22 protein-coding genes are annotated in these 19083 nt (G+C 73.7%); 8 read left to right on the top strand and 14 right to left on the bottom strand.

Features of this window, described 5'->3' with window-relative positions:
- Window positions 1–9: 9 nt before the first annotated feature.
- The 5 genes from AC07B0_RS02390 to AC07B0_RS02370 all read right to left on the bottom strand — a co-directional run bounded on the left by AC07B0_RS02390 (window position 10) and on the right by AC07B0_RS02370 (window position 4801).
- The gene (locus AC07B0_RS02390) at window positions 10–1239 is read right to left on the bottom strand and encodes an AAA family ATPase (protein ID WP_356875046.1); all 1230 of its coding nucleotides are present in this window, start codon (window positions 1237–1239) and stop codon (window positions 10–12) included.
- Between the two features lie 53 nt (window positions 1240–1292).
- The gene (locus tag AC07B0_RS02385; RefSeq protein ID WP_469378677.1) at window positions 1293–2618 is read right to left on the bottom strand and encodes a hypothetical protein; all 1326 of its coding nucleotides are present in this window, start codon (window positions 2616–2618) and stop codon (window positions 1293–1295) included.
- Between the two features lie 113 nt (window positions 2619–2731).
- Entirely contained in the window at window positions 2732–2995 is a 264-nt protein-coding gene (locus AC07B0_RS02380) for a hypothetical protein (protein WP_478864748.1), read from the bottom strand.
- A 185-nt stretch (window positions 2996–3180) separates the two neighbouring features.
- Window positions 3181–3600, bottom strand: coding sequence for a hypothetical protein (locus AC07B0_RS02375; protein WP_478896299.1), 420 nt, complete (start codon window positions 3598–3600; stop codon window positions 3181–3183).
- 142 nt (window positions 3601–3742) lie between these two features.
- On the bottom strand, window positions 3743–4801 hold the full coding sequence (locus tag AC07B0_RS02370; protein ID WP_478896297.1) for an NAD(P)/FAD-dependent oxidoreductase: 1059 nt from the start codon (window positions 4799–4801) through the stop codon (window positions 3743–3745).
- Window positions 4802–5001: 200 nt separating this feature from the next.
- Between AC07B0_RS02370 and AC07B0_RS02365 the strand changes: the two genes are divergently transcribed.
- Window positions 5002–5901 carry an RNA polymerase sigma-70 factor gene (locus tag AC07B0_RS02365; protein WP_469378682.1) on the top strand — a complete coding sequence of 300 codons (900 nt, stop codon included), beginning with the start codon at window positions 5002–5004 and terminating at the stop codon, window positions 5899–5901.
- Between the two features lie 111 nt (window positions 5902–6012).
- On the opposite strand, the gene AC07B0_RS02360 is transcribed toward AC07B0_RS02365, so the two are convergent.
- From AC07B0_RS02360 to AC07B0_RS02350, 3 genes are all read right to left on the bottom strand, one after another.
- Window positions 6013–6744, bottom strand: a complete 732-nt coding sequence (locus tag AC07B0_RS02360; RefSeq protein ID WP_478896295.1) for a hypothetical protein — start codon at window positions 6742–6744, stop codon at window positions 6013–6015.
- A 420-nt stretch (window positions 6745–7164) separates the two neighbouring features.
- A complete protein-coding gene (gene ku, locus AC07B0_RS02355) occupies window positions 7165–8208 on the bottom strand; it encodes a non-homologous end joining protein Ku (RefSeq protein ID WP_478896294.1) in 1044 nt (347 codons plus the stop codon).
- Window positions 8209–8314: 106 nt separating this feature from the next.
- On the bottom strand, window positions 8315–8686 hold the full coding sequence (locus AC07B0_RS02350; RefSeq protein ID WP_469378686.1) for a hypothetical protein: 372 nt from the start codon (window positions 8684–8686) through the stop codon (window positions 8315–8317).
- 85 nt (window positions 8687–8771) lie between these two features.
- On the opposite strand from AC07B0_RS02350, the gene AC07B0_RS02345 reads away from it, so the two are divergent.
- Together AC07B0_RS02345 and AC07B0_RS02340 are read left to right on the top strand one after the other, a co-directional pair.
- Window positions 8772–9884: a C40 family peptidase gene (locus AC07B0_RS02345; RefSeq protein ID WP_469378688.1), complete on the top strand. Its 1113-nt coding sequence runs from the start codon at window positions 8772–8774 to the stop codon at window positions 9882–9884.
- Between the two features lie 9 nt (window positions 9885–9893).
- Window positions 9894–10361: an SRPBCC family protein gene (locus AC07B0_RS02340; RefSeq protein ID WP_356875025.1), complete on the top strand. Its 468-nt coding sequence runs from the start codon at window positions 9894–9896 to the stop codon at window positions 10359–10361.
- A 21-nt stretch (window positions 10362–10382) separates the two neighbouring features.
- Here AC07B0_RS02340 and AC07B0_RS02335 read toward each other — a convergent pair whose 3' ends face one another.
- On the bottom strand, window positions 10383–11234 hold the full coding sequence (locus tag AC07B0_RS02335; RefSeq protein ID WP_478896698.1) for an EamA family transporter: 852 nt from the start codon (window positions 11232–11234) through the stop codon (window positions 10383–10385).
- A 104-nt stretch (window positions 11235–11338) separates the two neighbouring features.
- On the opposite strand from AC07B0_RS02335, the gene AC07B0_RS02330 reads away from it, so the two are divergent.
- The 3 genes from AC07B0_RS02330 (at window position 11339) to AC07B0_RS02320 (ending at window position 13526) form a co-directional block, all read left to right on the top strand.
- Window positions 11339–12187 (top strand): MurR/RpiR family transcriptional regulator, encoded by an 849-nt coding sequence (locus AC07B0_RS02330; protein ID WP_478896291.1) that lies wholly within the window; start codon window positions 11339–11341, stop codon window positions 12185–12187.
- Between the two features lie 96 nt (window positions 12188–12283).
- Window positions 12284–12835: a P-loop nucleotide/nucleoside kinase family protein gene (locus AC07B0_RS02325; protein WP_478896289.1), complete on the top strand. Its 552-nt coding sequence runs from the start codon at window positions 12284–12286 to the stop codon at window positions 12833–12835.
- 196 nt (window positions 12836–13031) lie between these two features.
- Complete coding sequence (locus AC07B0_RS02320; RefSeq protein WP_478896287.1) at window positions 13032–13526, top strand: hypothetical protein; 495 nt, start codon at window positions 13032–13034, stop codon at window positions 13524–13526.
- A gap of 113 nt (window positions 13527–13639) precedes the next feature.
- Here the strand turns inward: AC07B0_RS02320 and AC07B0_RS02315 are convergent, their stop codons facing one another.
- The 5 genes from AC07B0_RS02315 to AC07B0_RS02295 form a co-directional block, all read right to left on the bottom strand.
- A complete protein-coding gene (locus AC07B0_RS02315; RefSeq protein WP_478896285.1) occupies window positions 13640–13822 on the bottom strand; it encodes a CsbD family protein in 183 nt (60 codons plus the stop codon).
- Between the two features lie 153 nt (window positions 13823–13975).
- The gene (locus tag AC07B0_RS02310) at window positions 13976–15682 is read right to left on the bottom strand and encodes a PP2C family protein-serine/threonine phosphatase (protein WP_478896283.1); all 1707 of its coding nucleotides are present in this window, start codon (window positions 15680–15682) and stop codon (window positions 13976–13978) included.
- A gap of 69 nt (window positions 15683–15751) precedes the next feature.
- Entirely contained in the window at window positions 15752–16201 is a 450-nt protein-coding gene (locus tag AC07B0_RS02305; RefSeq protein WP_356875013.1) for a DUF5709 domain-containing protein, read from the bottom strand.
- A 137-nt stretch (window positions 16202–16338) separates the two neighbouring features.
- On the bottom strand, window positions 16339–16587 hold the full coding sequence (locus AC07B0_RS02300; protein WP_478896281.1) for a hypothetical protein: 249 nt from the start codon (window positions 16585–16587) through the stop codon (window positions 16339–16341).
- Between the two features lie 64 nt (window positions 16588–16651).
- On the bottom strand, window positions 16652–17836 hold the full coding sequence (locus AC07B0_RS02295; RefSeq protein WP_478896279.1) for an alcohol dehydrogenase catalytic domain-containing protein: 1185 nt from the start codon (window positions 17834–17836) through the stop codon (window positions 16652–16654).
- A gap of 157 nt (window positions 17837–17993) precedes the next feature.
- Here AC07B0_RS02295 and AC07B0_RS02290 point away from each other — a divergent pair, with 157 nt between their 5' ends.
- Complete coding sequence (locus tag AC07B0_RS02290) at window positions 17994–18335, top strand: avidin-fold protein (protein ID WP_356875007.1); 342 nt, start codon at window positions 17994–17996, stop codon at window positions 18333–18335.
- 90 nt (window positions 18336–18425) lie between these two features.
- Window positions 18426–19043, top strand: a complete 618-nt coding sequence (locus AC07B0_RS02285) for a TOPRIM nucleotidyl transferase/hydrolase domain-containing protein (RefSeq protein ID WP_478896277.1) — start codon at window positions 18426–18428, stop codon at window positions 19041–19043.
- Window positions 19044–19083: the final 40 nt, after the last annotated feature.

The following is a 19083-nucleotide window of genomic DNA, read 5'->3' as shown; positions in this document are numbered from 1 at the left end:
GCCGGCCCGTCACCGGCCGGTCCGCGCGGTGACCCTGGCCGCCGCCCGGTCCGCCCGCCGGGACAGGGCCACCGCCCCCGCTAGGCGTTCGATCGCCGCCGGTACCTCCCATTCCTCCTGCCGCAGCGCGGCGAGCGTCGTCGCCGGCACGACCACCAGGTCCGGCGCGCCGGTCTCCAGCGCCCGGACCAGCAGCGCCCACGCCGCGTCCCAGCGAGCCTCGTCCGGGCGGTTGCGGACCGCCGCCACCACCGCGTCGAGCACGGCCTGACGCAGGTCCCCGCGCTCGGGAAGGACGGCCCCGGCCGGATCGGCGAGGAGCGACTCGGGGTCCGGAAGGTCCATCCGGTCCATGCTCGCCAGCAGTTCCAGCCCGGGCCCGTCCCCCACGGTGCCTCTGACCAGCAGGGACAGTACCTCCCGGGAGGAGCCGGACGCCGTGGCGAAGGCGATCAGACGCAGGGTCATCTCCCAGCTGCGCGGCGAGGGCCATGCGCCGCCCCGCCGGGATTCGCCGCTCGGCAGCCGGTGTACGAGCGCGGGCCGGGCCTCCAGGAGCCCGCACACCGCGCGCCGGGCGTGCCGCACGGACCGCGTCAGTTCCCCCGGGTCGAGCCGGGGCAGGGTGGCCCGGGGCCAGGTCCCGCCGAGGCCGCGTACGACGACCTCGTGGTCGTGGATCCACTGGAGGTGGACGAAGCGGTTCGCGAGGGGCGGGCTCAGCTCCCACCCGTCGGCCGCCGAGGACCGCGGGTTGGCGGCGGCCACGATCCGCACGCCGGGCGGCAGTTGCAGGGAACCGATGCGCCGCTCCAGTACGAGGCGCAGCAGGGCCGCCTGCACGGCCGGGGGTGCGGTGGACAGTTCGTCGAGGAAGAGCAGGCCCCGGCCGGCCCGTACGAGGCGCACGGCCCAGTCCGGCGGGGCCATCGGGACGCCCTGTTCGGCGGGGTCGTCCCCGACGACGGGCAGCCCGGAGAAGTCGGACGGCTCGTGGACGCTGGCGATGACGGTCGTCAGCGGCAGTTCGAGTTCCTCGGCGAGCTGGGTCAGGGCCGCGGTCTTGCCGATGCCCGGCTCGCCCCACAGGAGGACGGGCAGGTCGGCGGCGACGGCGAGGGTCAGGGCCTCCAGCTGGATGTCGGGGCGGGGTTCGGTGGTGGTGTCGCGGAGCAGGTCCAGCAGGGCGTCGGCGACGTCGAGCCGGGGGCCGGCGGTGGGCGGGGTGCGTACGGGCATGTGTGGTCACCTCAGGGGTTCGTGGCGGGTGAAGCAGGAGGGGAAGCGGCCGGTCAGCGGTGGGTGCCGTGGCGCAGACGCCGGCGGTGGTCACGGGGGCGCCCGGGCGCCGGGCGGGCTTGACCGGCGCCCGGTTCCGCGAGGCCGGCCCGGTACAGCCCGTGGGTGAGCCGCCGCCGCGCGGCCGCCTCCAGTTCGTCCCGTAGTACGCCGTCGCGCAGGACTGCGTCGGGGCCGAGCAGGCCCTCGACGACGGCCAGCGCACCGGCGACGTCCCCGTGGTCGAGGCGTTCGCGCACGCCCGTCAGGCAGTCGGGGCGCCGGTGCGCGACGTCGATGGCCCGCAGGCAGGGCAGTGGCGTGCCGGTCAGGGCGACCAGCAGTTCCTCGCGGCGCAGTTCGTCCGGGTCGTGGTCCAGCGGGGCCAGTACTCCGTCCACCAGGGCGATCCGGTGCAGGGCTCCGCGGCATTCGACGAGGTGCGGCCCCCCGTACGGTTCCGGGCTCCGGAGCGGGTCGCGCGCCGGAAGGTCCGGTACCAGGGCCGACGCCACCAGCGGGTGCAGGCGGTGTGCGGGGACCGCGCCGGCGCGCAGCAGCATCAGGTCGGGCAGCCGCCAGGTGGCGGCGTACGGCAGGACCGGCGGCGGGGGGTCTCCGGGCCCGGCGGTGCGCGGCGCTTCCCGGTATCCCTCCCCGTCCGGGGCCGGTTGGAGGAGCAGCCTGTTCCGGCCGCCGAGACGGACGGACACCGGACCGGCGGGCATCCCCTCGGCCCGGAGGAGCAGCCGCGCCTCGGCCGCCCAGCGGTCGACGGCGTGCGCCGGGGGCGGGCCGTCGGCGCAGGGGCGGTCGGCGCCGGACCGTGACCGCAGCTCGTCCGTCCGGCGCGCGTCCCACAGGTGCCGGTGCAGGTCGAGGCGGAACCGCCGGTCGGGGTGGGGATGCGGGTGCCGGCGGGCGGTGGTCTCGGAGCGGGTTCCGTCCCAGAGCGCGAGGCTGACGCGCTGTCCGGCGTCGGCCCAGGCGGGTGGGGTGCGGGCGACGAGGTGCACGTCGCCGTACCGGGCCAGGGTCAGGGTCAGCCCCGGCCGCAGCAGCCCGTCGGGAGCGACCCTGGGCATGTGCCAGCGCAGCAGGTCGGGGGCGAGATGGCGGAGGTCGGCGCGGATCTGGGCCGCGCGTTCGTGCCCGTGGGTGCGCGCCACGGACCGTGGACTGAGATCGACGTCGAAGCCCGCGGCGGCACATGCCCCGGCCCAGTCGCCGGCATGACGGCGGGCGGTCGCGGTCTCGACCATGGACGGCGGCACGGCGAACTCGCGCACGCGCGGCCAGAAGGAATGGAGGGAGAGTCCCTTCGCGGTGTCGGTGAGCATCAGCACTCACCTTGCGCGGACGGGACCCCCGATCTGTGAGAGGTGTGGTTCGTCATCGTCGCGGAGCCTATCGGCCCCCGGTCCGGCCTGCCAGGTCTTTTCTCCGGGCCCGCTCAGTCATCCGCGATCTGGAGGGCGATCGCGAAGTACGTGCCGTCCGTACCGGCGACGAGGCTGTCGAAGAGCGGGGTCAGGCCGTACACGGACCCGGCCCGGGCATCGTGGTTGGTCCACCAGGTCGCCTCCGGACCGAGCAGGGCGACCGCACGGGCCGCCGCGCGCAGGGCGACGTCCGCGGGCAGGTGCCGGTGTTCCGGCCAGACGAGGTCGACGGAGGCGACACCGGCCAGGAACGCGGCGGCCTCATGGCCCTCCACCGGCTCCAACGCCGCGTCCAGCTCCCGTACCCGGGTTCGCGTCCGGCGCGGCCGCAGCCGCCGAGCGGGCCGGCCGGGTCTTCGACCGGGGCTGTGACGCCCTCGGCTTGCGGCGTAGGGGCTCGCGGTCGTGGCGACGGGAGACCGTGCCGAACGGGCCGTCCTGGAGGGGAGGGGCCACGGCCTCACCCGCCCCGGTGCTCGGGGCGGTCGGATCCCGTCTTGCGTTGCGCGGCGGCGATCAGGAGCGAGACGACGCCGGTCACCGCCAGGCTCCCGATCATGACCATGCCCACGCCGATCACGAAGAGCCCGCTCGAATCGTCCGACCAGTCGCAGAAGGCGGCCACCGTCAGCCCGGTCGTGGTACCGAGCACCGCGGCCGCGACGTGCCCCCGGGAAGCCGCCCAGTACACCGGCACCAGCAGGGTCAGCCCGAGCCCGATCACCTGCCACGCCTCGTAGGGGCCCGTCGTCGAACCGTCGGGCTGCACGTCACGGTGCTGGTCCCAGCCCAGCCAGGCGGCCCATCCCGCCATCGCCAGAGCGGCCAGGACCAGGGTCGCCACCAGCTGGGGAGCGTGTTTCCGCTGTTCTCTGCGCATGACCCCCAGTGTGGTGGCCCGCCCGACCGCCCGGCAGGGCGCTGGTACTCACCTCCGTCCGAGTAGGAACGCGGGCCGGTGCCCGGTGGACGGCCCCGCCCGGGCCTCCCCCGACCCGGTGCGCACGCACCACCCGCACGGTTCAGGCGCCGGTTCCCGTGCGGGCGCCGTACTTTCCGCCGCGCGACGCCATCTCCTTGACCACGACCGCGGTGCGCCCGGTGATCCAGGTACGCCGGAGGGAGTCGTCGGGGCGCGTGAACTGGCCCACCGCGTCCTTGCGTCCGAGCGTGACGGCCCGTGCGACGTAACGCGGCGCGTACGGCTCGGGCCTGCGGCCCTCGACCAGCCGGGCGAGGGTGTTGGCCGCGTGAGCGGCCTGCGGTGTGGCGAGCGCGCAGGCGAAGCGGGCTCCGGGTACCGCCGCGCAGTCGCCCACGACGAAGATCCGCTCGTCGTCGACGCTGCGCAGGTACGCGTCCACGAGCGCACGGCCCTCCGCGTCGACCTTCAGACCGCTGCGGGCCGCGAGGTCGGGAACGCCCGACACGATCGCCCACAGCGTCAGGTCGGAGGCGAACGCCGCTCCCGACCGCAGGTGCACGACGCCGTCGGTGACCTCCGTGACGCCGTCGTCCACGATGTCGACCTTCAGCCGCTCCAGTCCGGACCGGACGCGGTGGTGCGCCCGGCCGGAGAAGTCCCGGGCGACCGACGACCCGACGATCCGCACCCGGAGGTCCGGCCTCGCGTCGGCCACCTCCGCCGCCGTCTCCACGCCGGTCGCGCCGCCCCCGATCACCGTGACCGTACTGCCCGCGGGGAGGGCGGCCAGGCCCTCGCGGGCCGATTCGGCCCCCTCCCAGGTGCCCACCGGGACGGTGCCCGGCATCGGCCGCACCGTGCTGCCGACGGCGAGGAACGCGTAGTCGAAGTCGACGCTCGTGCCGTCGTCCAGGGTGACGTGGCCGTCTCCGATCCTGTCGACGGCGGCGACCTTCGAACCGATCCCGGCGCGCAGCATCGACGTGAGGGGTGTCGCCACGGCGGCGCTCCCGACGATCTGCTGGTGCAGCCGTACGCGTTCCACGAAATCGGGGCGCGGGTTGATCACCGTGATCTCGGCGCCCTTCACCTTCTTGGCGATCCGGTTCGCCGCCAGCATGCCCGCGTAACCGGCGCCCACCACCACGACCTTCATGTCCGCCTCCTGCTTCGTGTGACTGGTGCTTCGTGTGACTGATGCTTCGTGTGACTGGTCGGACATGAGATGCCGGCGGACCGCGTCCTGTGACAGCCCTTCGAGGTGTCGCACGTCACACATGGCGCGGTGTCACAGAACGGCGTACCGCGGTGTCTTGTGTGCGATCCATTTCAGAGCGAAGAAACAGGAGACACCGCATGAGCCAGGACGACCGCCGGCCCGACCCCGCCACCGAGGCGTTCGTCAGCCACCGCAACCTCCTCTTCACCGTCGCCTACGAGATCCTCGGATCGGCGGTGGACGCGGAGGACGTCCTTCAGGAGACCTGGTTGCGCTGGGCGGGCGTCGATCTGAGCACGGTCCGCGAGCAGCGCGCGTACCTGGTCCGCATCGCCACCCGGCAGGCGCTCGGCAGGCTGCGCACGCTCGGCCGGCGCAAGGAGTCGTACGTGGGCCCCTGGCTGCCCGAGCCGCTGCTCACCGCGCCGGACGTGGCCGAGGACGTCGAACTGGCCGAGAGCATCTCGATGGCGATGATGCTGGTCCTGGAGACGCTCGCCCCGACCGAGCGGGCGGTGTTCGTGCTGCGCGAGGTGTTCGAACTCGGGTACGAGGAGATCGCGGAGGCGGTGGAGAAGAGCCCGGCGGCGGTCCGCCAGATCGCCCACCGGGCGCGGGCACACGTCGCCGCGCGCCGACCGCGCGGACCCGTTTCCACGGACGAGACCAGGGCCGCGCTCGGGGCCTTCCAACGGGCGGTCGAGACGGGGGACCTACAGGGCCTGCTCGACCTCCTCGCGCCGGACGTCGTCGCCCTGAGCGACGGCGGAGGCATCAAGCAGGCGATGCCGCGGCCCACCGTGGGAGCGGAGAAGGTGGCCCGCCTGCTGGCCGCCGGCGCGGCGGCGTGGGGCCCGGTGGCGACGCTGGAGCCGGCCCAGATCAACGGCCATCCGGCGCTGGTCGTGCGGATCGACGGGGAGATCGACCTGGTCGTGGCCATGCGGGTCGAAGACGGGTTCATCACCGGCATCTACTCGGTGCGCAACCCGGAAAAGCTGACGCACGTGGAGCGGGAAACCGCGGTGAGCCGCTGACGCCGTGGGCGGTTCCGCGTGCCGGCCGCGCCGCCGCGGAGGCGGCGCCCGCCACCGGTCCCGCCCACCGGTCCCCCGGCCCGGGCTCCCGGGGCGCGTCGCGAGGGCCGCTCAGGCCGGGGCGTTCCAGGCGGTCGTCAGCCCGTCCAGCCACGCGGGCGGCAGCTCGGCGGCGTTCCACTCCTCCCGCAGCGCCTCCGGGACCGCGACGAGCCGTTCCAGTACGGCGACGCTGGTGACGGAGTGGACGAGCGAATAGCGGCCGTGCACCGTGATGGCGCTGCCCGCTCCGAACGCCGCGTACAGCCTCTCCAGGCGGCCCCGGTGGACCGCGGCGAACTCCGTCACCAGCCCGGCGTACCCGGCGCGCTGCCGGGGGCTCATCGTGCCGAGCACGGCGACGAGCACCTCGTCGGTCACTTCCGGATCCAGGTCGGAGACCTCGGTGAACGACAGGTACAGGGGCGTGACCGCGACGCGCGCCCGCTCCACCTCCATGCGTCCGGCCCGCGGCCGTTCCCCGGCCGGGCCCGGCGGCCCGTCCTCCCCCACGACCCGGAGCAGGGTCCGCTCGGCGACGGCGCCGAGCTCCTCCAGGACGGCCGCGGCGCCGTCGAGCCAGCCCGACCCGTACTCCTCGCCCTTGTCCCCCGGCGCGCTCCGGGTGCCGGCGCCCAGCTCCCCGTACGCGAGTGCGAGTGCCCCTGCCTCCAGGAGCCCGGTCAGTTCCCGCGCGTCACCGGACGGGACCCCTGCCCGTGCGAGGAGCTGCAGCAGCGTCGTCCTCGTGCTCTCGACGCTGGCCTCGTCCGGCCACTGCCGTCCCTCGTCGGCCGTGCTCATCGGGTCCTCCTCATCGCTCCGGTGGTGCGGCGTGTCCAACGGGATCGCTCCCTGCGACGGTTCAACGCCCGACGGGCGCGTTGCGCTCCCCGCGAAGCGGGGGGACCCCTCGGTCCCGCGGCCCCGTGGCTCCCTGAGGAACTCCGCCCCCGTCACCCCCGTCACGCCGTCACCAGCCCCGTCCCGTAGGCGAACACGACGGCCTGAGGGTATCGCCCGCCGTCAGCGGGGTGCGCGCCGCCGAACCCGCGCGGCGGGCGAGGCGTGCCGGACACCGGCCCGAGGTGGCCGCGCTCGTCGGGGTCGGACACCGGACGGACGGACGGGATCACGCCGTCGGTGACGCCGAGTTCGACCCCAGTAGGCGCTGGCCCACGGCCCACAGCAAGCATCCGGCAGCGGGCAGGGGCAGCCGGGCTGTCAGGCCGCCCGTTGCCCGCCCGCCCCGCGCGCTCCGGCGGCCAGGGCTTCGGCGAGCTGGTCGTGCGTCATCGTGGAGCGGCCCGGCAGCTGCGCGGCGGAAGCCCTCTTGTACAGCTCGGCCTTGGTCAGGGACTTCAGCGGCCCGCTCCTGGCGGTGACGCGCTTCTTCGCCCCCGTGGGCTTCCCGCTCCGCTTCCCCGCGGCGGTCGCGGCCTTGTCGCCCCCGGCCTTGCCACCGCCGGCCTTGGGGCTGCCGTCCTTGGGGCCGCGGGCCCGCTCGACGCTGGCACGGAGGGCGTCCATCAGTTCTACGGCGCCGGTGGCCCCGGCCGGAGGTTCGGCCTTCTCCACGCTGTCGCCGGTCTTCTTCGCCTCGATGAGCGCGGCGACCTTCTCCTGGAAGGTGTCCCGGAAGCTGTCGGGGTCCCAGTCCATGGACAGGGCGCTGATCAGCTGCTCGGCCATCTTCATCTCGCGTGCGCTGACCCGCGTCTTCCCGGGGAGGTCGGAGAGTTCCTCGCGGGGGTTCCGGATCTCGTCGGCCCAGTGCAGGGTGTGCAGGGTCAGGATGCCGTTCTCGGCCTTCAGCGCGACCAGGTACGCGCGGCCCCGCATCACGAACGTCGCGACGCCCGCCCGGTTCGCCTTGGCCAGCGCCTTCTCCAGCAGGGCGTACACCTTGCCGTATTCCTTGCCCTTCGGGCCGATGTAGTACGTCTTGTCGAAGAAGATCGGATCGACCTCGTCGAGGTCGACGAACCCGGTGACCTCCAGGGTCCGCGACCGGCCGGGGGCGATGTCGTCGAGTTCCTCCGGTTCGACGAGGACGTACTCGTCGCCGGTCTCGTACCCCTTCACGATGTCGTCGAGCTCGACCTCCTTCCCGGTGCGCTCGTTCACTCGCCGGTTGCGGATCCGGTCGGAGGTGCCGCGCTGGAGCTGGTGGAAGTGGATCGTGTGGCTGTCGGTCGCCGTGTAGAGGCCCACCGGCAGGCTGACCAGGCCGAACGACAGCACCCCGGCCCACACCGGACGCGCCATGACGATCACCGCCCTTCCCGCGGCCGCGCTACCGGGCGCCTGCCCCGTTTCCGTGGCCGGACGCCCCGTCGCCGGCCACGGGTCGGGGTGCTCGACGCGGCGGAGGTCAGAACGTCTCGTCGTGCAGGTCCTCTTCGCGCAGCAGGTCGTCCTCACGGCGGCGCGAGGTGTCCTCCCGCGCCTTTTTGTCGCCCTGGTCCCGGGACTGCTTGCCCGGCTGGGCGTGCGCGGGGTCGCCGGGACGGTGATGCCCCTGTTCCTCGCGGCTCTTGCCCTGCTTCTGACGCTTGTCCTGCGTACCGTCCATGACGGCGGCTCCTTTGACGCGGGGGACGGACTCCTCGTCCCCACGCTGACACGACCCGTCACGCTCCGCACGCGGTGCGCCGCGCTCCACGTCCAGCACGCCGTGGTCCCGCCCCGTCGCGGTGACACCGGGCTCCTGCGGGCGGTTCGCGCAGTCGGCGTAGTCCTGCATGAAATGGGATTCATGCCGTCCGGGTGGGGCACACCCACGGCCCGAAATCACCTGGTACGTGATCAATACGGGTCACAATCTGCTCATGTTCCTCGCGAAGATCGCCTTGACGTGCGCGGCGGCAGCCGCCCTCACCGCCGTCGCCCCTCCACCCGGCGCACCGGCCGCCGCGGCCGCCGGCGCCGCCCCTCGTCCGTGCGCCGGGGCACCCACCTGCTACGTGGACGTGTCGGTGGCCGAGGTCTGGACGGACCCCGCACGCGTCCGGCGCGTGGACGCCCCGGCAACCGCCAATCCGGTCGACATGCGCGCCTGGCTGGAGGACATGACGCTGGACGAGCAGCGCCGCATCCCCGGCGAGACCCAGGCCCTGCACGGGACCGAGGTGACCGTCGAGAAGACGGTGGAGCGGGACGGCCTGCTCTGGGACTACGTCTGGGTGCACGGTCAGCCCACCCCCAAGGACCGGGCGGGGCGGGGCGCGTACCCGGGCTGGATCCCCGACCGGCAGCTGACGTCCGACCACCGGCAGCCGCCCGGCGGTACGCGCGAAGCGCGCATCAGCCGCCCCACCGCCTGGGGGTACTCCACCGCCGCCGACGCGGCCTCCGCAGCCGCTTCCGGGCGGTCGGCCGAATACTCGTACAACACGTCCTTCCCCGTTCAGGCCGGCCCGGTTCCGGGCGTGGTCGAGGCCCGCTCCGGCGACGGCTCCCGGCTCTTCTTCCGGGCCACCGACCTCGCACCCGTACCGGCGGACCCGACCGGCGAGGACGTGGTCGCCGCCGCCCGCACGTTCCTCGGCCTCCCCTACGTCTGGGCGGGCGCTTCGGGATTCGGCTACGACTGCTCCGGCCTGGTCAGCCAGGTCTACTCCATGCTCGGACTCGTCGTTCCCCGCGACGCCCAGCCGCAGTTCGACGCGGGCGGCGGACGCGCACCGGCGGGTTCGGCCGAAGGGGAGAGGATCACCGGCACGCAGGACCTCCGTCCCGGTGACGTCGTCGCCTTCCGGTCCACCACCGGCGGTGCCGTATCGCACGTCGGCGTCTTCACGGGGATGAGGAACGGTGAACCGATGATGATCAACGCACCCGGAACCGGCGAGGGCGTCCGGGAGGAACCGCTCGACGGCACCGGCCGCGTGTACGCGGGCGCGACGCGTTTCCTGCCGTCACCATCCCTGGGCACTCCCTAGGATCGGGCCATGAGCAGGACCGACCGCGCCCGCCGGGTGATCGCGGCGCCGCCGGCGACCGTCTACGGCGCCCTCCTCGACCGGCAGTCCGTCGAGACCTGGCTGCCGCCGGACGGCATGCGCGGGCACATCGACCGGTGGGACCCCCGGCCCGGCGGCGGGTTCCGGATGACGCTCACCCACCTCGACGCCACCGGCAGTCCGGGCAAGACCTCGGGCGCGACGGACGTCGTCGACGTCGGGTTCGCCGAACTGGCGCCGTCGGAGCGCGTGGTGCAGCGGGCGGTGTTCGAGGCCGACGACCCGGCGTACGCGGGCACCATGACGATGACCTGGACCCTCACTGCCGTCGGCGACGGCACCGAGGTGACCGTCACCGCCACGGGCGTGCCGCCCGGCATCGACCAGGCCGTTCACGAGGCCGGGATCGCCTCCTCGCTGGCCAACCTCGCGTCGTACGTCGAAGCGGTCGGCTGACGACACTCCCCGGTCACGGCACTAGCCGGCGAGCTGGAGTACCGCGATGCCCGCCAGGACGGTGAAGCTGGCGGTGATGCGGCGGTGGCCGAGGCGTTCGCGGAAGACGACCGCGCCGATCAGCGCGCCGAAGACGATGCTGGTCTCGCGCAGGGCGGCGATGGTGGAGAGGTCGCCGCGGGACTGTGCCCACACGACGAGCCCGTACGCCAGCAGGGAGAGCAGTCCGCCGGCCAGGCCCCGGCCGCACAACGGGCGCAGCGCCGTGAGCAGGGCGGGCCCCCGGCGGGCCCAGGCGATGAGGGGCAGGACGAGCCCCTGGCAGAGGAAGAGCCACGCGATGTAGCCGAAGACGCTGCCGGAGACGCGGACGCCGCTGCCGTCGACGAGGGTGTAGGAGGCGATCATCACGCCGGTGCCGACCGCGGCGGTGAGGGCGGGGAGCTGGGCGCGGCCCGGGATGCCGTCGGCGAGGGCGAGACCGGCCAGGCCGCAGGAGACCACCGCGATGCCGAGGGCCTGGCCGGCGGGCAGGGAGTGGCCGAGGAGGGTCGTAGAGACCAGGGCCACCACGACGGGTGAGGTGCCCCGGGCGGTGGGGTACATCTGGCCGAAGTCGCCGAGCTGGTAGGCGCGCAGGAGCAGCAGCTGGTACGCGACCTGGAGCGCGGCGGAGACGGCTATGTAAGGCCAGGCCGCCGGATCGGGCAGGGGGGCGAAGCAGACGAGGACGGCGCCGCATCCGGCGGAGGCCAGGCTGATCAGGGTGAAGCCGGCCAGTTTGTCGCGGAGGCCGTGGGTGAGGCCGTTCCAGACGGCGTGCAGCACCGCCGAGGCGAGGACGACGGCGGGTACGACGGCCGAACCCGTCATGGACGGGAGGTTCCCGGGCACGTGCGCTCCTCACGGTGGTCCCACGCCGGGCCGGCATGGCTGCGGAATATATGCGGAATGGATTTCCCCAGTAGCCTATCCCCATGGAAATTCGTTCCGCACTGACGGGCGGCCTCGCCGCGCACGTCCGGGCCCACCTGTCCGAGCTGCGCGACACCGAGGCCCGTGTGGCACAGGTCGTCCTGGACAAGGGCGCGGAGCTGGTCCACCTCAGCGTCAGCGACGTCGCGGCACTGGCCGGCACCGCGCCTTCCTCGGTCGTACGGGCCTGCCAGCGGCTGGGGTTCCGCGGGTACCAGGAGCTGAAGATCGCCGCCGCCCGGCAGGCACCCGCTCCGGAACCCTCCCGGGACCGGGACCCGGCCGCCCGCGCCCTGGCCGACACGGTCCGTGCCGCCCGGGAGGCGCTGGACGGGCTGGCGGCCACGGTGACCCCGGAGCGGCTGCGGACGGCGGCCGGACTGGTCGACGCGGCCACCCGGGTCCTGGTCGTCGGCGCGGGACTGTCCGGCGCCGTCGCGCTGGACACCGCCTACCGGCTGCGCGCCCTGGGCTGCACGGTCGACGCGCCGGCCGACCCGCTGACCGCGCAGCTGGCCGCGTCGCAGCTGACGGCCTCCGGCGTCTGCGTGGCCATCAGCCATACGGGCGCGACGCGCAGCACGGTGGACACCGCCCGGTGCGCACGGCGGTCCGGGGCCGGGGTGATCGCCCTCACGAGCTACGCCCGCTCGCCGCTGAGCGAGACCAGTGACTGCACCCTGGTCGCGGGCGGGCAGGACCTGGTGTTCGGGCTGGAGACCGTCGCCAGCCGGCTGGCCCACCTCGCCGTGGTCGACGCGCTGACGCTGACCCTGCTGGGGCTGCGCGGAGCGCCGGCCGAGGAGGCGCTGCGGCTGTCGGCCGACGTCACGGTCGACCACTCGTACTGACGGCCGCCGGGTTTGGCGCCGTCCGGGCCGCGCGGCATCCTGAGCCGATGTGCGGGGCCCGATGCGCGGGCCCGGCAACGGGGCGGGGGGATCGCGTTGATCGTCTGGGTGAACGGTGCGTTCGGCAGCGGGAAGACGACGTTGGTGGACGAGTTGAGTACGCGCTGGCCGGAGGCGCTGGTCTACGACCCGGAGACGGTCGGCTTCCTGCTGCGGAACATGGTGGAGGTGCCGACCGGGGACTTCCAGGACCTCCGGCTGTGGCGGCGGCAGGTCGCAGCGCTGGCGGTGGGGCTGGTCGAGGAGTACGGCCGGCCGGTGCTGATCCCCATGACCTTGGTCAAGCCCGAGTACGTCGCCGAGATCTTCGGCGCGTTGGAGGCCGCGGGCATCGGCCTCCACCACTTCTTCCTCGACGTCTCCCGGGACGAGCTGGAGCGGCGCATCGAGGGACGGGTCTTCTTCCCCGATGATCCCGAGCGTGAGGAACGGGTCCGGCAGTGGGTGAAGAACAGGATCGAGCCGTGCAGGGCCGCGACCGGCACGCTGCCCGGCGACACCGTGTTCCTGGACGGCGCGCTGACCCCGGCGGAGTTGGCCCAACTGGTGCTGGCCCGCGTCCGGGCCGGTGAGACGGCCACCGTGTGACCGGACCGGTGGCGTCCGGCGGTGGACCGGCACGCCGCCGTCTCCGAGGGTGTCACGCAAGGGGCCGCGCCCGCCCGGGCGTTGCTGCGTTCCTGCGGCAAGAGGGGCAGCGCCCTGACCGTTCTCCCCCGGCCGGCTGCGGCGGCCTGCCAGGATGGTGAACAGACCGCTTGGCCGCGCTTCCCGGGAGGACGAGTTGACCGCTCCGGAGGCCACCGAGCCGACGATGCCGCCGTCGTTCCCGCCGAAGTCGGCTCCGCCGGAATCGCCCCGGGCGCGCATGCGGATCAGGAACCGGCAGACGGTCGCCCTGGCGTTCCGCGCGGATCCCTGGACCCCGAAGAGGGCTGCCGCCCGGGCGCTGGCGACGATCCGCGGCTGGGGCTACCCCGGACTGGCGGAACACGACCTGGAGCGGGCCGTACTGCTCCTGGTCGAGGCGGTGGTCAAGGACGGCGGGAAGCGGGTGAGCCTGCACCTCGGCGATCAGGACGAGAAGATCCTCGTCATCGCGCTCAGCCACCGGCCCGGCACCTCGCGCGAGGGCGAACTCTTCGACGAGCTGGGGGCATTGGCAACGCTTGACAGCTGCGGTGACGACCTCGCGGACGACGGGCGGCGCCTCTGGGCCCTCCTCGACACCTCACCCCGACGACGGCCGGACACCGCGGCACGGGCGGCTGACGGCTGACGGCTGACGGGTGTGCCGGCCGCTAGGCGGCGCACGACTCGGCCCCCGACGCCGGAGCGCCGGAAGCCGCCACGAGGGGGCAGGATGCGCTGTCGCACCGCCGTCAGCGGTCGTCAAGGGAGTCCTTGGTGCCGCGGGCGCGCTCCTTGGCACTTCCCCATGGTTTCCCTCGCCTTGCCCTTCACCTCGTCCATCTTGCCTTCGGCTTCCAGGCGCTCATTGCCGGTGATCTTTCCGGCGGCTTCCTTCGTCTTGCCCTTGGCCTGTTCCATCTTGCCCTTGGCCTTGTCCGCCATGAAGAGCTCCTTTCACGGGGCCCCGCGTCGGGAGCCCGGCCGCTGGATGCGCACCGCCCGCTGCCCGCGGTGCCTCACCCTCCGCCTGCCCAGGTTCCGGCGGACGAACCGCCCCTCGCGCCCCGCGGGCAACGGCCGGCGTCCCCGTCGCCGTCAGCCGATGCGTACGACCACCAGGCAGGTGTCGTCCTCGTGCTCCGTGACCGCGTAGCTGCCCATGATGTGGTCGAGGGCTTCCTGCGCACCGAGCCCGGTACAGCTGCCGAGGACGTCCGCCAGGGCGTCGATCCCGCAGGTGATGTCCTCTCCCCGGCGCTCGACCATGCCGTCGGTGTAGAGGAGGAGCAGGTCCCCGGGGAGGAGGCGCACCTCCGCCGTCTCGTAGGCGTGCCCCGGCACCAGTCCGAAGAGCGGCCCCCGGTGGCCGGTGCCGAGGGCCGACGCCCGGCCGTCGCGCAGCAACAACGGCGCCGGATGGCCCGCGCAGGCCCATCGCAGCGTGCGCTGCTCGTCGATGTGCCCGATGATCCCCGTCGCCGTTTCCGCGGCGGAGTCGGCGCACAGCAGTTCGTTGAGCCAGGTGGTCAACTGCCCCGCGTCGGTACCGGGGGCGTGCGCGAGTCCGGCGAGGGCGTGCCGCTGCTGGGCCATGCGGGCCACCGCGCCCAGGCCATGGCCCGAGGCGTCGCCGATGGCCAGCAGGATCCGTCCGTCGGGCAGCCGTCGGCACTTGTACCAGTCGCCTCCCACGGCTTCGGATTCGGCGGGCAGGTACGCCGTGGCGACGGAGAACCCGGCCTCGGCGAGCTCCGTGGAGTGCGTGGGCAGGAGCGCCTCGCGGAGCACCGAGGCCACCCGACGCTCTGCGGCCGCCTCCTCCGCGAGCCGTTCCGTGCGGAGCCGGGTGGCCGCCAGTCTCTGGCGGCTGCGGACCTGCGCGCTCAGGTCGCGGGCGATGAGCTGCACGGCCCACGGCAGGCCGTCCGTGGCGATCACGGGGTGCCCCACGAGGTGCAGGGTGAGGACCTCGCCGGAAACGCTGAAGCGGATCTCCGCACCCGGTGGTTCTTCACCGTCGAGCAGGCCGGTCAGCAGCTTTCCGAAGCGCCACACGTCCTCCAGGAGCACGGCGTCGCACAGGTCGGCCAGGGACAGGGTCTGGCCGGCCTCGCGCCGGAAGATGGAGGCCAGGCCCTCGGACCAGGTGACCCGGCCGGACAGCAGGTCCCACGTCCCCCACCCCATCGACGCGATGTACTGGGCGTCGAGCGAGAGCAGCTCGGTGGGGTTGCGGGCGGGCCGCCACGTGGCCAGCACGTTGCCCCCGCAGGACGCCGCGTCGTACAGGAGCTGCGTGCGGTGCAGCCCGTCCGTCCGCTGCTCGGTGTAGTCCATCGCGTACGAGTGCAGCGCCCGGCCTCCGCTGAGCACGTCGGAGAGGGCGTCGATCAGCCCGCCGGCCGCCGCTCCGGGCTGGACTTCGAGGAGCCTGCGGCCCGTGTGGCCGTCGGGGGCTTCGAGCCACTCGGCGGCCCGGACGTGGTTTCCGGCCCGGATGGTGAAGTCGACCGTCCGGCCCGAACCGTCGGGCACCGGTACGAGGAGTGCGGCGGACGTCGGGATGGCGGGCAGCGTCGCGCACACGCACGCCCACGGGTCGTGTCCGTTGCCCGCGTCCCCACAGGAGTGCCCGGGGCCCTCACCGCCGCCGCACGGGCACGCCCCGCCGGCGGGGGTCCCGTACGGGACCTCCGGGGCGATCCGCACTCCCGCGTGGCGGCTCGCGGCCGCCCGCAGTCCCTCCACCTCCCGGGCGATCAGTTGCTTGAGCGTCTCGGGATTGCGCGGGGTGAAGGGCATCGGCGGTCCTCTCCTCGGAAAACACGGAGCCGGTACGCGTACCGACCGGCTACGGGTCCTCGTACGCCGTCACAGCTGCTCTTCCTCGATGACGTGCATCGCCGCTTCCTCGGCGGAGGCCGCACCGGCGTCGATCCCCACGTCACGGGCCAGCACGTTGTTCGCGTGGGGGAATCCGGTGGCGGGGGCGAGCCGCCCGGCCCGGGGGCCGCCGGCCTGCGGATCGACCGGCTCGCCTTCGCCACCGGCCAGGTCTCCGATGCCGTCGCCCGGTTCCGGCTCCAGGTCGGGGACCTCGCGGGCGAGGCGCTCGTCCAGGCTCTCCCCCGCCCTGTGTTCCTCGCCGGTCGTGTAGCGGCCGCTCGCGTAGGGGCGCTCGGGCGGGGAGTAGCCCTGGTCGAGTATCTCGTCGGCGTCGGGCTCCCCCACGCTGTTGTCCATGTCCGGCTGGCCCTCCGAGGGCTCGTCCTCGGGCTGGGGCTGATAGACGTCGTCGCCGCGCGCGTCGGATTCACTCATGACGGTTTCCTCTCCCTTCGCGTCCTTTCGCACCCCGTGCCGGGCCGTTCCCGGTTTCTGGGCGCCTCCCCACTTACCAGCGGATCACACGCGGCGGACCGCCGCACGGCCGCGGACCTGCCCGGCTCCCGGGCCGGTCAGTCCGGGGGCTCGACGGGAGCGGGCTCGACCGGAGCGGCACGGTCGGCGTCGGGGTCCCGTGCGGCGCCGTCCTCATCCTGCTCCTTCTCCGGTTGCGTCGCCGGTTCCTTCTCCTGCTTCTTCTCCGGCGCACCCGCGGGCGGGAGGTCGGGGGCCTGTGGGCCCGCCGGGGGCAGGTCGGGGGTGACGGGGTGGTCGCTCTCCGGTACGGGGGCCGGGAGTTCCGGTTCGGGGCTGGTGTCCACGACGGCTCCTTAGCGGTTCGGTGACGGTGCCGCGCGCCTACCCGGACGGCCGTCGGTCATCCCTTCACGGGTTGAAGAGGATCTTGACGGCGCCGTCCCGCTTCTTCTGGAACATCTCGTAGGCGTCCGGAGCGTCCTCCAGCGGAAGCCGGTGGGTGGCGAAGTCCTCGGTGCCCAGGGGGTCGTCGTCCGTCAGGAGGGGGAGGATGTCGTCGGTCCACCGGCGGACGTTGGCCTGTCCCATGCGCAGCTGTATCTGTTTGTCGAACATCGTCAGCAGCGGCAGCGGGTCGGCGGCGCCTCCGTAGACGCCCGCGACGGAGACGGTGCCTCCGCGGCGCACGAGGTCGATGGCCGTCGTGAGCGCGGCGAGCCGGTCCACGCCCGCGCGCTTCATCACCGCGGCCGCGAGCCTGTCGGGAAGCAGCGCCGTCATGTGCTGGGCGGCCGCGGCCACGGTGCTGCCGTGGGCCTCCATCCCGACGGCGTCGATGACGGCGTCGGGCCCGCGTCCGCCGGTCAGCGCCCGTACGGCGTCGAGCAGGTGCGGCCCCGCCCCTTCCAGGTCGATGGTGTGCACTCCGCGTGCGCGGGCGCGTTCCAGGCGCTCCGGGACGAGGTCGACGCCGATCACGGTGCCGGCCCCTTGCAGGGTGGCGATGCGGGTGCTCATCTCCCCGATGGGCCCCAGGCCCAGGACCGCCAGGCTGCCGCCGGGCGGCACGGCCGCGTAACAAACCGCCTGCCAGGCGGTGGGGAGTACGTCCGACAGGTAGACGAACCGGTCGTCGGGCGGTCCGTGGGGGACCTTGACCGGCAGGGTGTTGCCGAAGGGGACGCGCAGGTACTGGGCCTGTCCGCCCGGTACCTGCCCGTAGAGCTTCGTGTAACCGAAGAGCGAAGCGCCCGTGCCGTGTTCCCGGACCTGCGTCGTCTCGCACTGCGAGTGCAGGCCCCGAGCACACATGAAGCAGGTGCCGCAGGAGACGTTGAAGGGCACGACGACGCGGTCGCCCGGTTTCAACCCGGTGACGGCCGGGCCGACTTCCTCGACGATGCCCATGGGCTCGTGGCCGAGGACGTCGCCGGGGTCCAGGAAGGCGCCGAGGACTTCGTAGAGGTGGAGGTCGGAGCCGCACAGTCCCGTCGTGGTGACCCTGACGATGACGTCTTCGACGTCCTCGATGCCCGGATCGGGCACCGTGTCGACGCGGACGTCGCGCTTCCCGTGCCAGGTGAGTGCCCTCATCGTTCCTCCCGTTCGGATGCCGCCGTGCGGTCGCCCCGTAGGTGCGGCTACCCGTTCTCCGCCGGGTAAGCCTCCGGGAGAGACGGCCTAGGGTGGACCGGACGGTCCACGCGGCCGGGCGCCGGGCCCGTTCCGCCTTCCCCCCAGGAGTCCACCCATGGCGCGCTCGCTCGACGGCCTCGTCTTCGTACCCGTGGCCGACCAGGCACCCGGCCAGGTCGGCCGGCAGACCCGGTTCGAGTACCACGAACGGGACGGCCTCGTCTGGGCCGACTACTCCGGCGGGGACGTGGTCCGGGGCCACCTGGTCGGGACCCGGGCGCAGGACACCGTCGACTTCCGCTACGTCCAGCTCCGTCTCGACGGTACGACCGCCTCCGGGCACTGCGTCTCCCTCGTGACGGAACTCCCCGACGGCCGCCTCCGCCTGGAGGAGACGTGGACGTGGGAGTCCCAGCCGGGCAGCGGCACCAGCGCGGTCGAGGAACCGCCGGCCTGACGCCCCGAAGGCCGGGCCGGGACGGGACTTGACCGGCTCCCCGGCCGAAATTCCCTACCGTGGCGGCCGGAACGGGCGCAGACTCCTCCCATGTCTGACATGCAATCCTTCCGCGAAGCCGTCACCGCCTGGGCGGCCGGCGGCCCCGGCGACCGGGCGCACGAGCTCTCCGGGCGGCTGACGGTCCACACGGTCGTCCTGCTCGAAGGGCTGAGCGACGCCGCGGCGGTCGACGCGCTGGCCTGGGCCCGTGGCCGGGACCTGGCGGCCGAAGGGGTCTGCGTCATGCCGATGGGCGGAGCGATGAACGTAGGGCGCTTCACCCGGGTCCTCGGCCCGGCAGGTCTGGACCTCCGTCTCACGGGACTGTGCGACGAGGCGGAGCGTCCTTTCTACGCCCGCGGCTGGGAGCGGGCCGGAGTGGCGCGCCAGGAGTTCTTCGTCTGCGCGGCGGATCTGGAAGACGAGCTCATCCGCGCGCTGGGCGTGGGGCGCGTGGAGGAGCTCATCGACGCGGAGGGCGACCTGCGCCCCTTCCAGACCTTCCTGCGGCAGCCCGCACAGCGGGACCGCACCGCGCAGCAACGGTTGCGGCGCTTCCTCGGTACGAAGAAGGGACGCAAGATCCGCTACGGGCGCGTCCTGGTCGAGGCCCTGGGCCCCGACGGCACTCCCGCCCCGCTCGACGCCCTGCTCGGCGGTCTCTGACGGACCCGGCTCGCGCAAGCCCGCGTCCGAAGTCGCCCGC

Source organism: Streptomyces sp. NPDC044704, from assembly GCF_056433525.1.
The sequence above is the reverse complement of the archived record's forward strand: the minus strand, read 5'-3'. Positions and strand labels throughout refer to the sequence as shown.

Coding starts and splice junctions, on each gene's coding strand:
- AC07B0_RS02305 (WP_356875013.1), bottom strand. CDS start 16,201: ATGAGTGAATCCGACGCGCGCGGCGACGACGTCTATCAGCCCCAGCCC.
- AC07B0_RS02345 (WP_469378688.1), top strand. CDS start 8,772: ATGTTCCTCGCGAAGATCGCCTTGACGTGCGCGGCGGCAGCCGCCCTC.
- AC07B0_RS02390 (WP_356875046.1), bottom strand. CDS start 1,239: ATGCCCGTACGCACCCCGCCCACCGCCGGCCCCCGGCTCGACGTCGCC.
- AC07B0_RS02360 (WP_478896295.1), bottom strand. CDS start 6,744: ATGAGCACGGCCGACGAGGGACGGCAGTGGCCGGACGAGGCCAGCGTC.
- AC07B0_RS02290 (WP_356875007.1), top strand. CDS start 17,994: ATGGCGCGCTCGCTCGACGGCCTCGTCTTCGTACCCGTGGCCGACCAG.
- AC07B0_RS02385 (WP_469378677.1), bottom strand. CDS start 2,618: ATGCTCACCGACACCGCGAAGGGACTCTCCCTCCATTCCTTCTGGCCG.
- AC07B0_RS02295 (WP_478896279.1), bottom strand. CDS start 17,836: ATGAGGGCACTCACCTGGCACGGGAAGCGCGACGTCCGCGTCGACACG.
- AC07B0_RS02330 (WP_478896291.1), top strand. CDS start 11,339: ATGGAAATTCGTTCCGCACTGACGGGCGGCCTCGCCGCGCACGTCCGG.
- AC07B0_RS02350 (WP_469378686.1), bottom strand. CDS start 8,686: ATGCAGGACTACGCCGACTGCGCGAACCGCCCGCAGGAGCCCGGTGTC.
- ku (WP_478896294.1), bottom strand. CDS start 8,208: ATGGCGCGTCCGGTGTGGGCCGGGGTGCTGTCGTTCGGCCTGGTCAGC.
- AC07B0_RS02310 (WP_478896283.1), bottom strand. CDS start 15,682: ATGCCCTTCACCCCGCGCAATCCCGAGACGCTCAAGCAACTGATCGCC.
- AC07B0_RS02340 (WP_356875025.1), top strand. CDS start 9,894: ATGAGCAGGACCGACCGCGCCCGCCGGGTGATCGCGGCGCCGCCGGCG.
- AC07B0_RS02335 (WP_478896698.1), bottom strand. CDS start 11,234: ATGACGGGTTCGGCCGTCGTACCCGCCGTCGTCCTCGCCTCGGCGGTG.
- AC07B0_RS02315 (WP_478896285.1), bottom strand. CDS start 13,822: ATGGCGGACAAGGCCAAGGGCAAGATGGAACAGGCCAAGGGCAAGACG.
- AC07B0_RS02285 (WP_478896277.1), top strand. CDS start 18,426: ATGTCTGACATGCAATCCTTCCGCGAAGCCGTCACCGCCTGGGCGGCC.
- AC07B0_RS02365 (WP_469378682.1), top strand. CDS start 5,002: ATGAGCCAGGACGACCGCCGGCCCGACCCCGCCACCGAGGCGTTCGTC.
- AC07B0_RS02375 (WP_478896299.1), bottom strand. CDS start 3,600: ATGCGCAGAGAACAGCGGAAACACGCTCCCCAGCTGGTGGCGACCCTG.
- AC07B0_RS02370 (WP_478896297.1), bottom strand. CDS start 4,801: ATGAAGGTCGTGGTGGTGGGCGCCGGTTACGCGGGCATGCTGGCGGCG.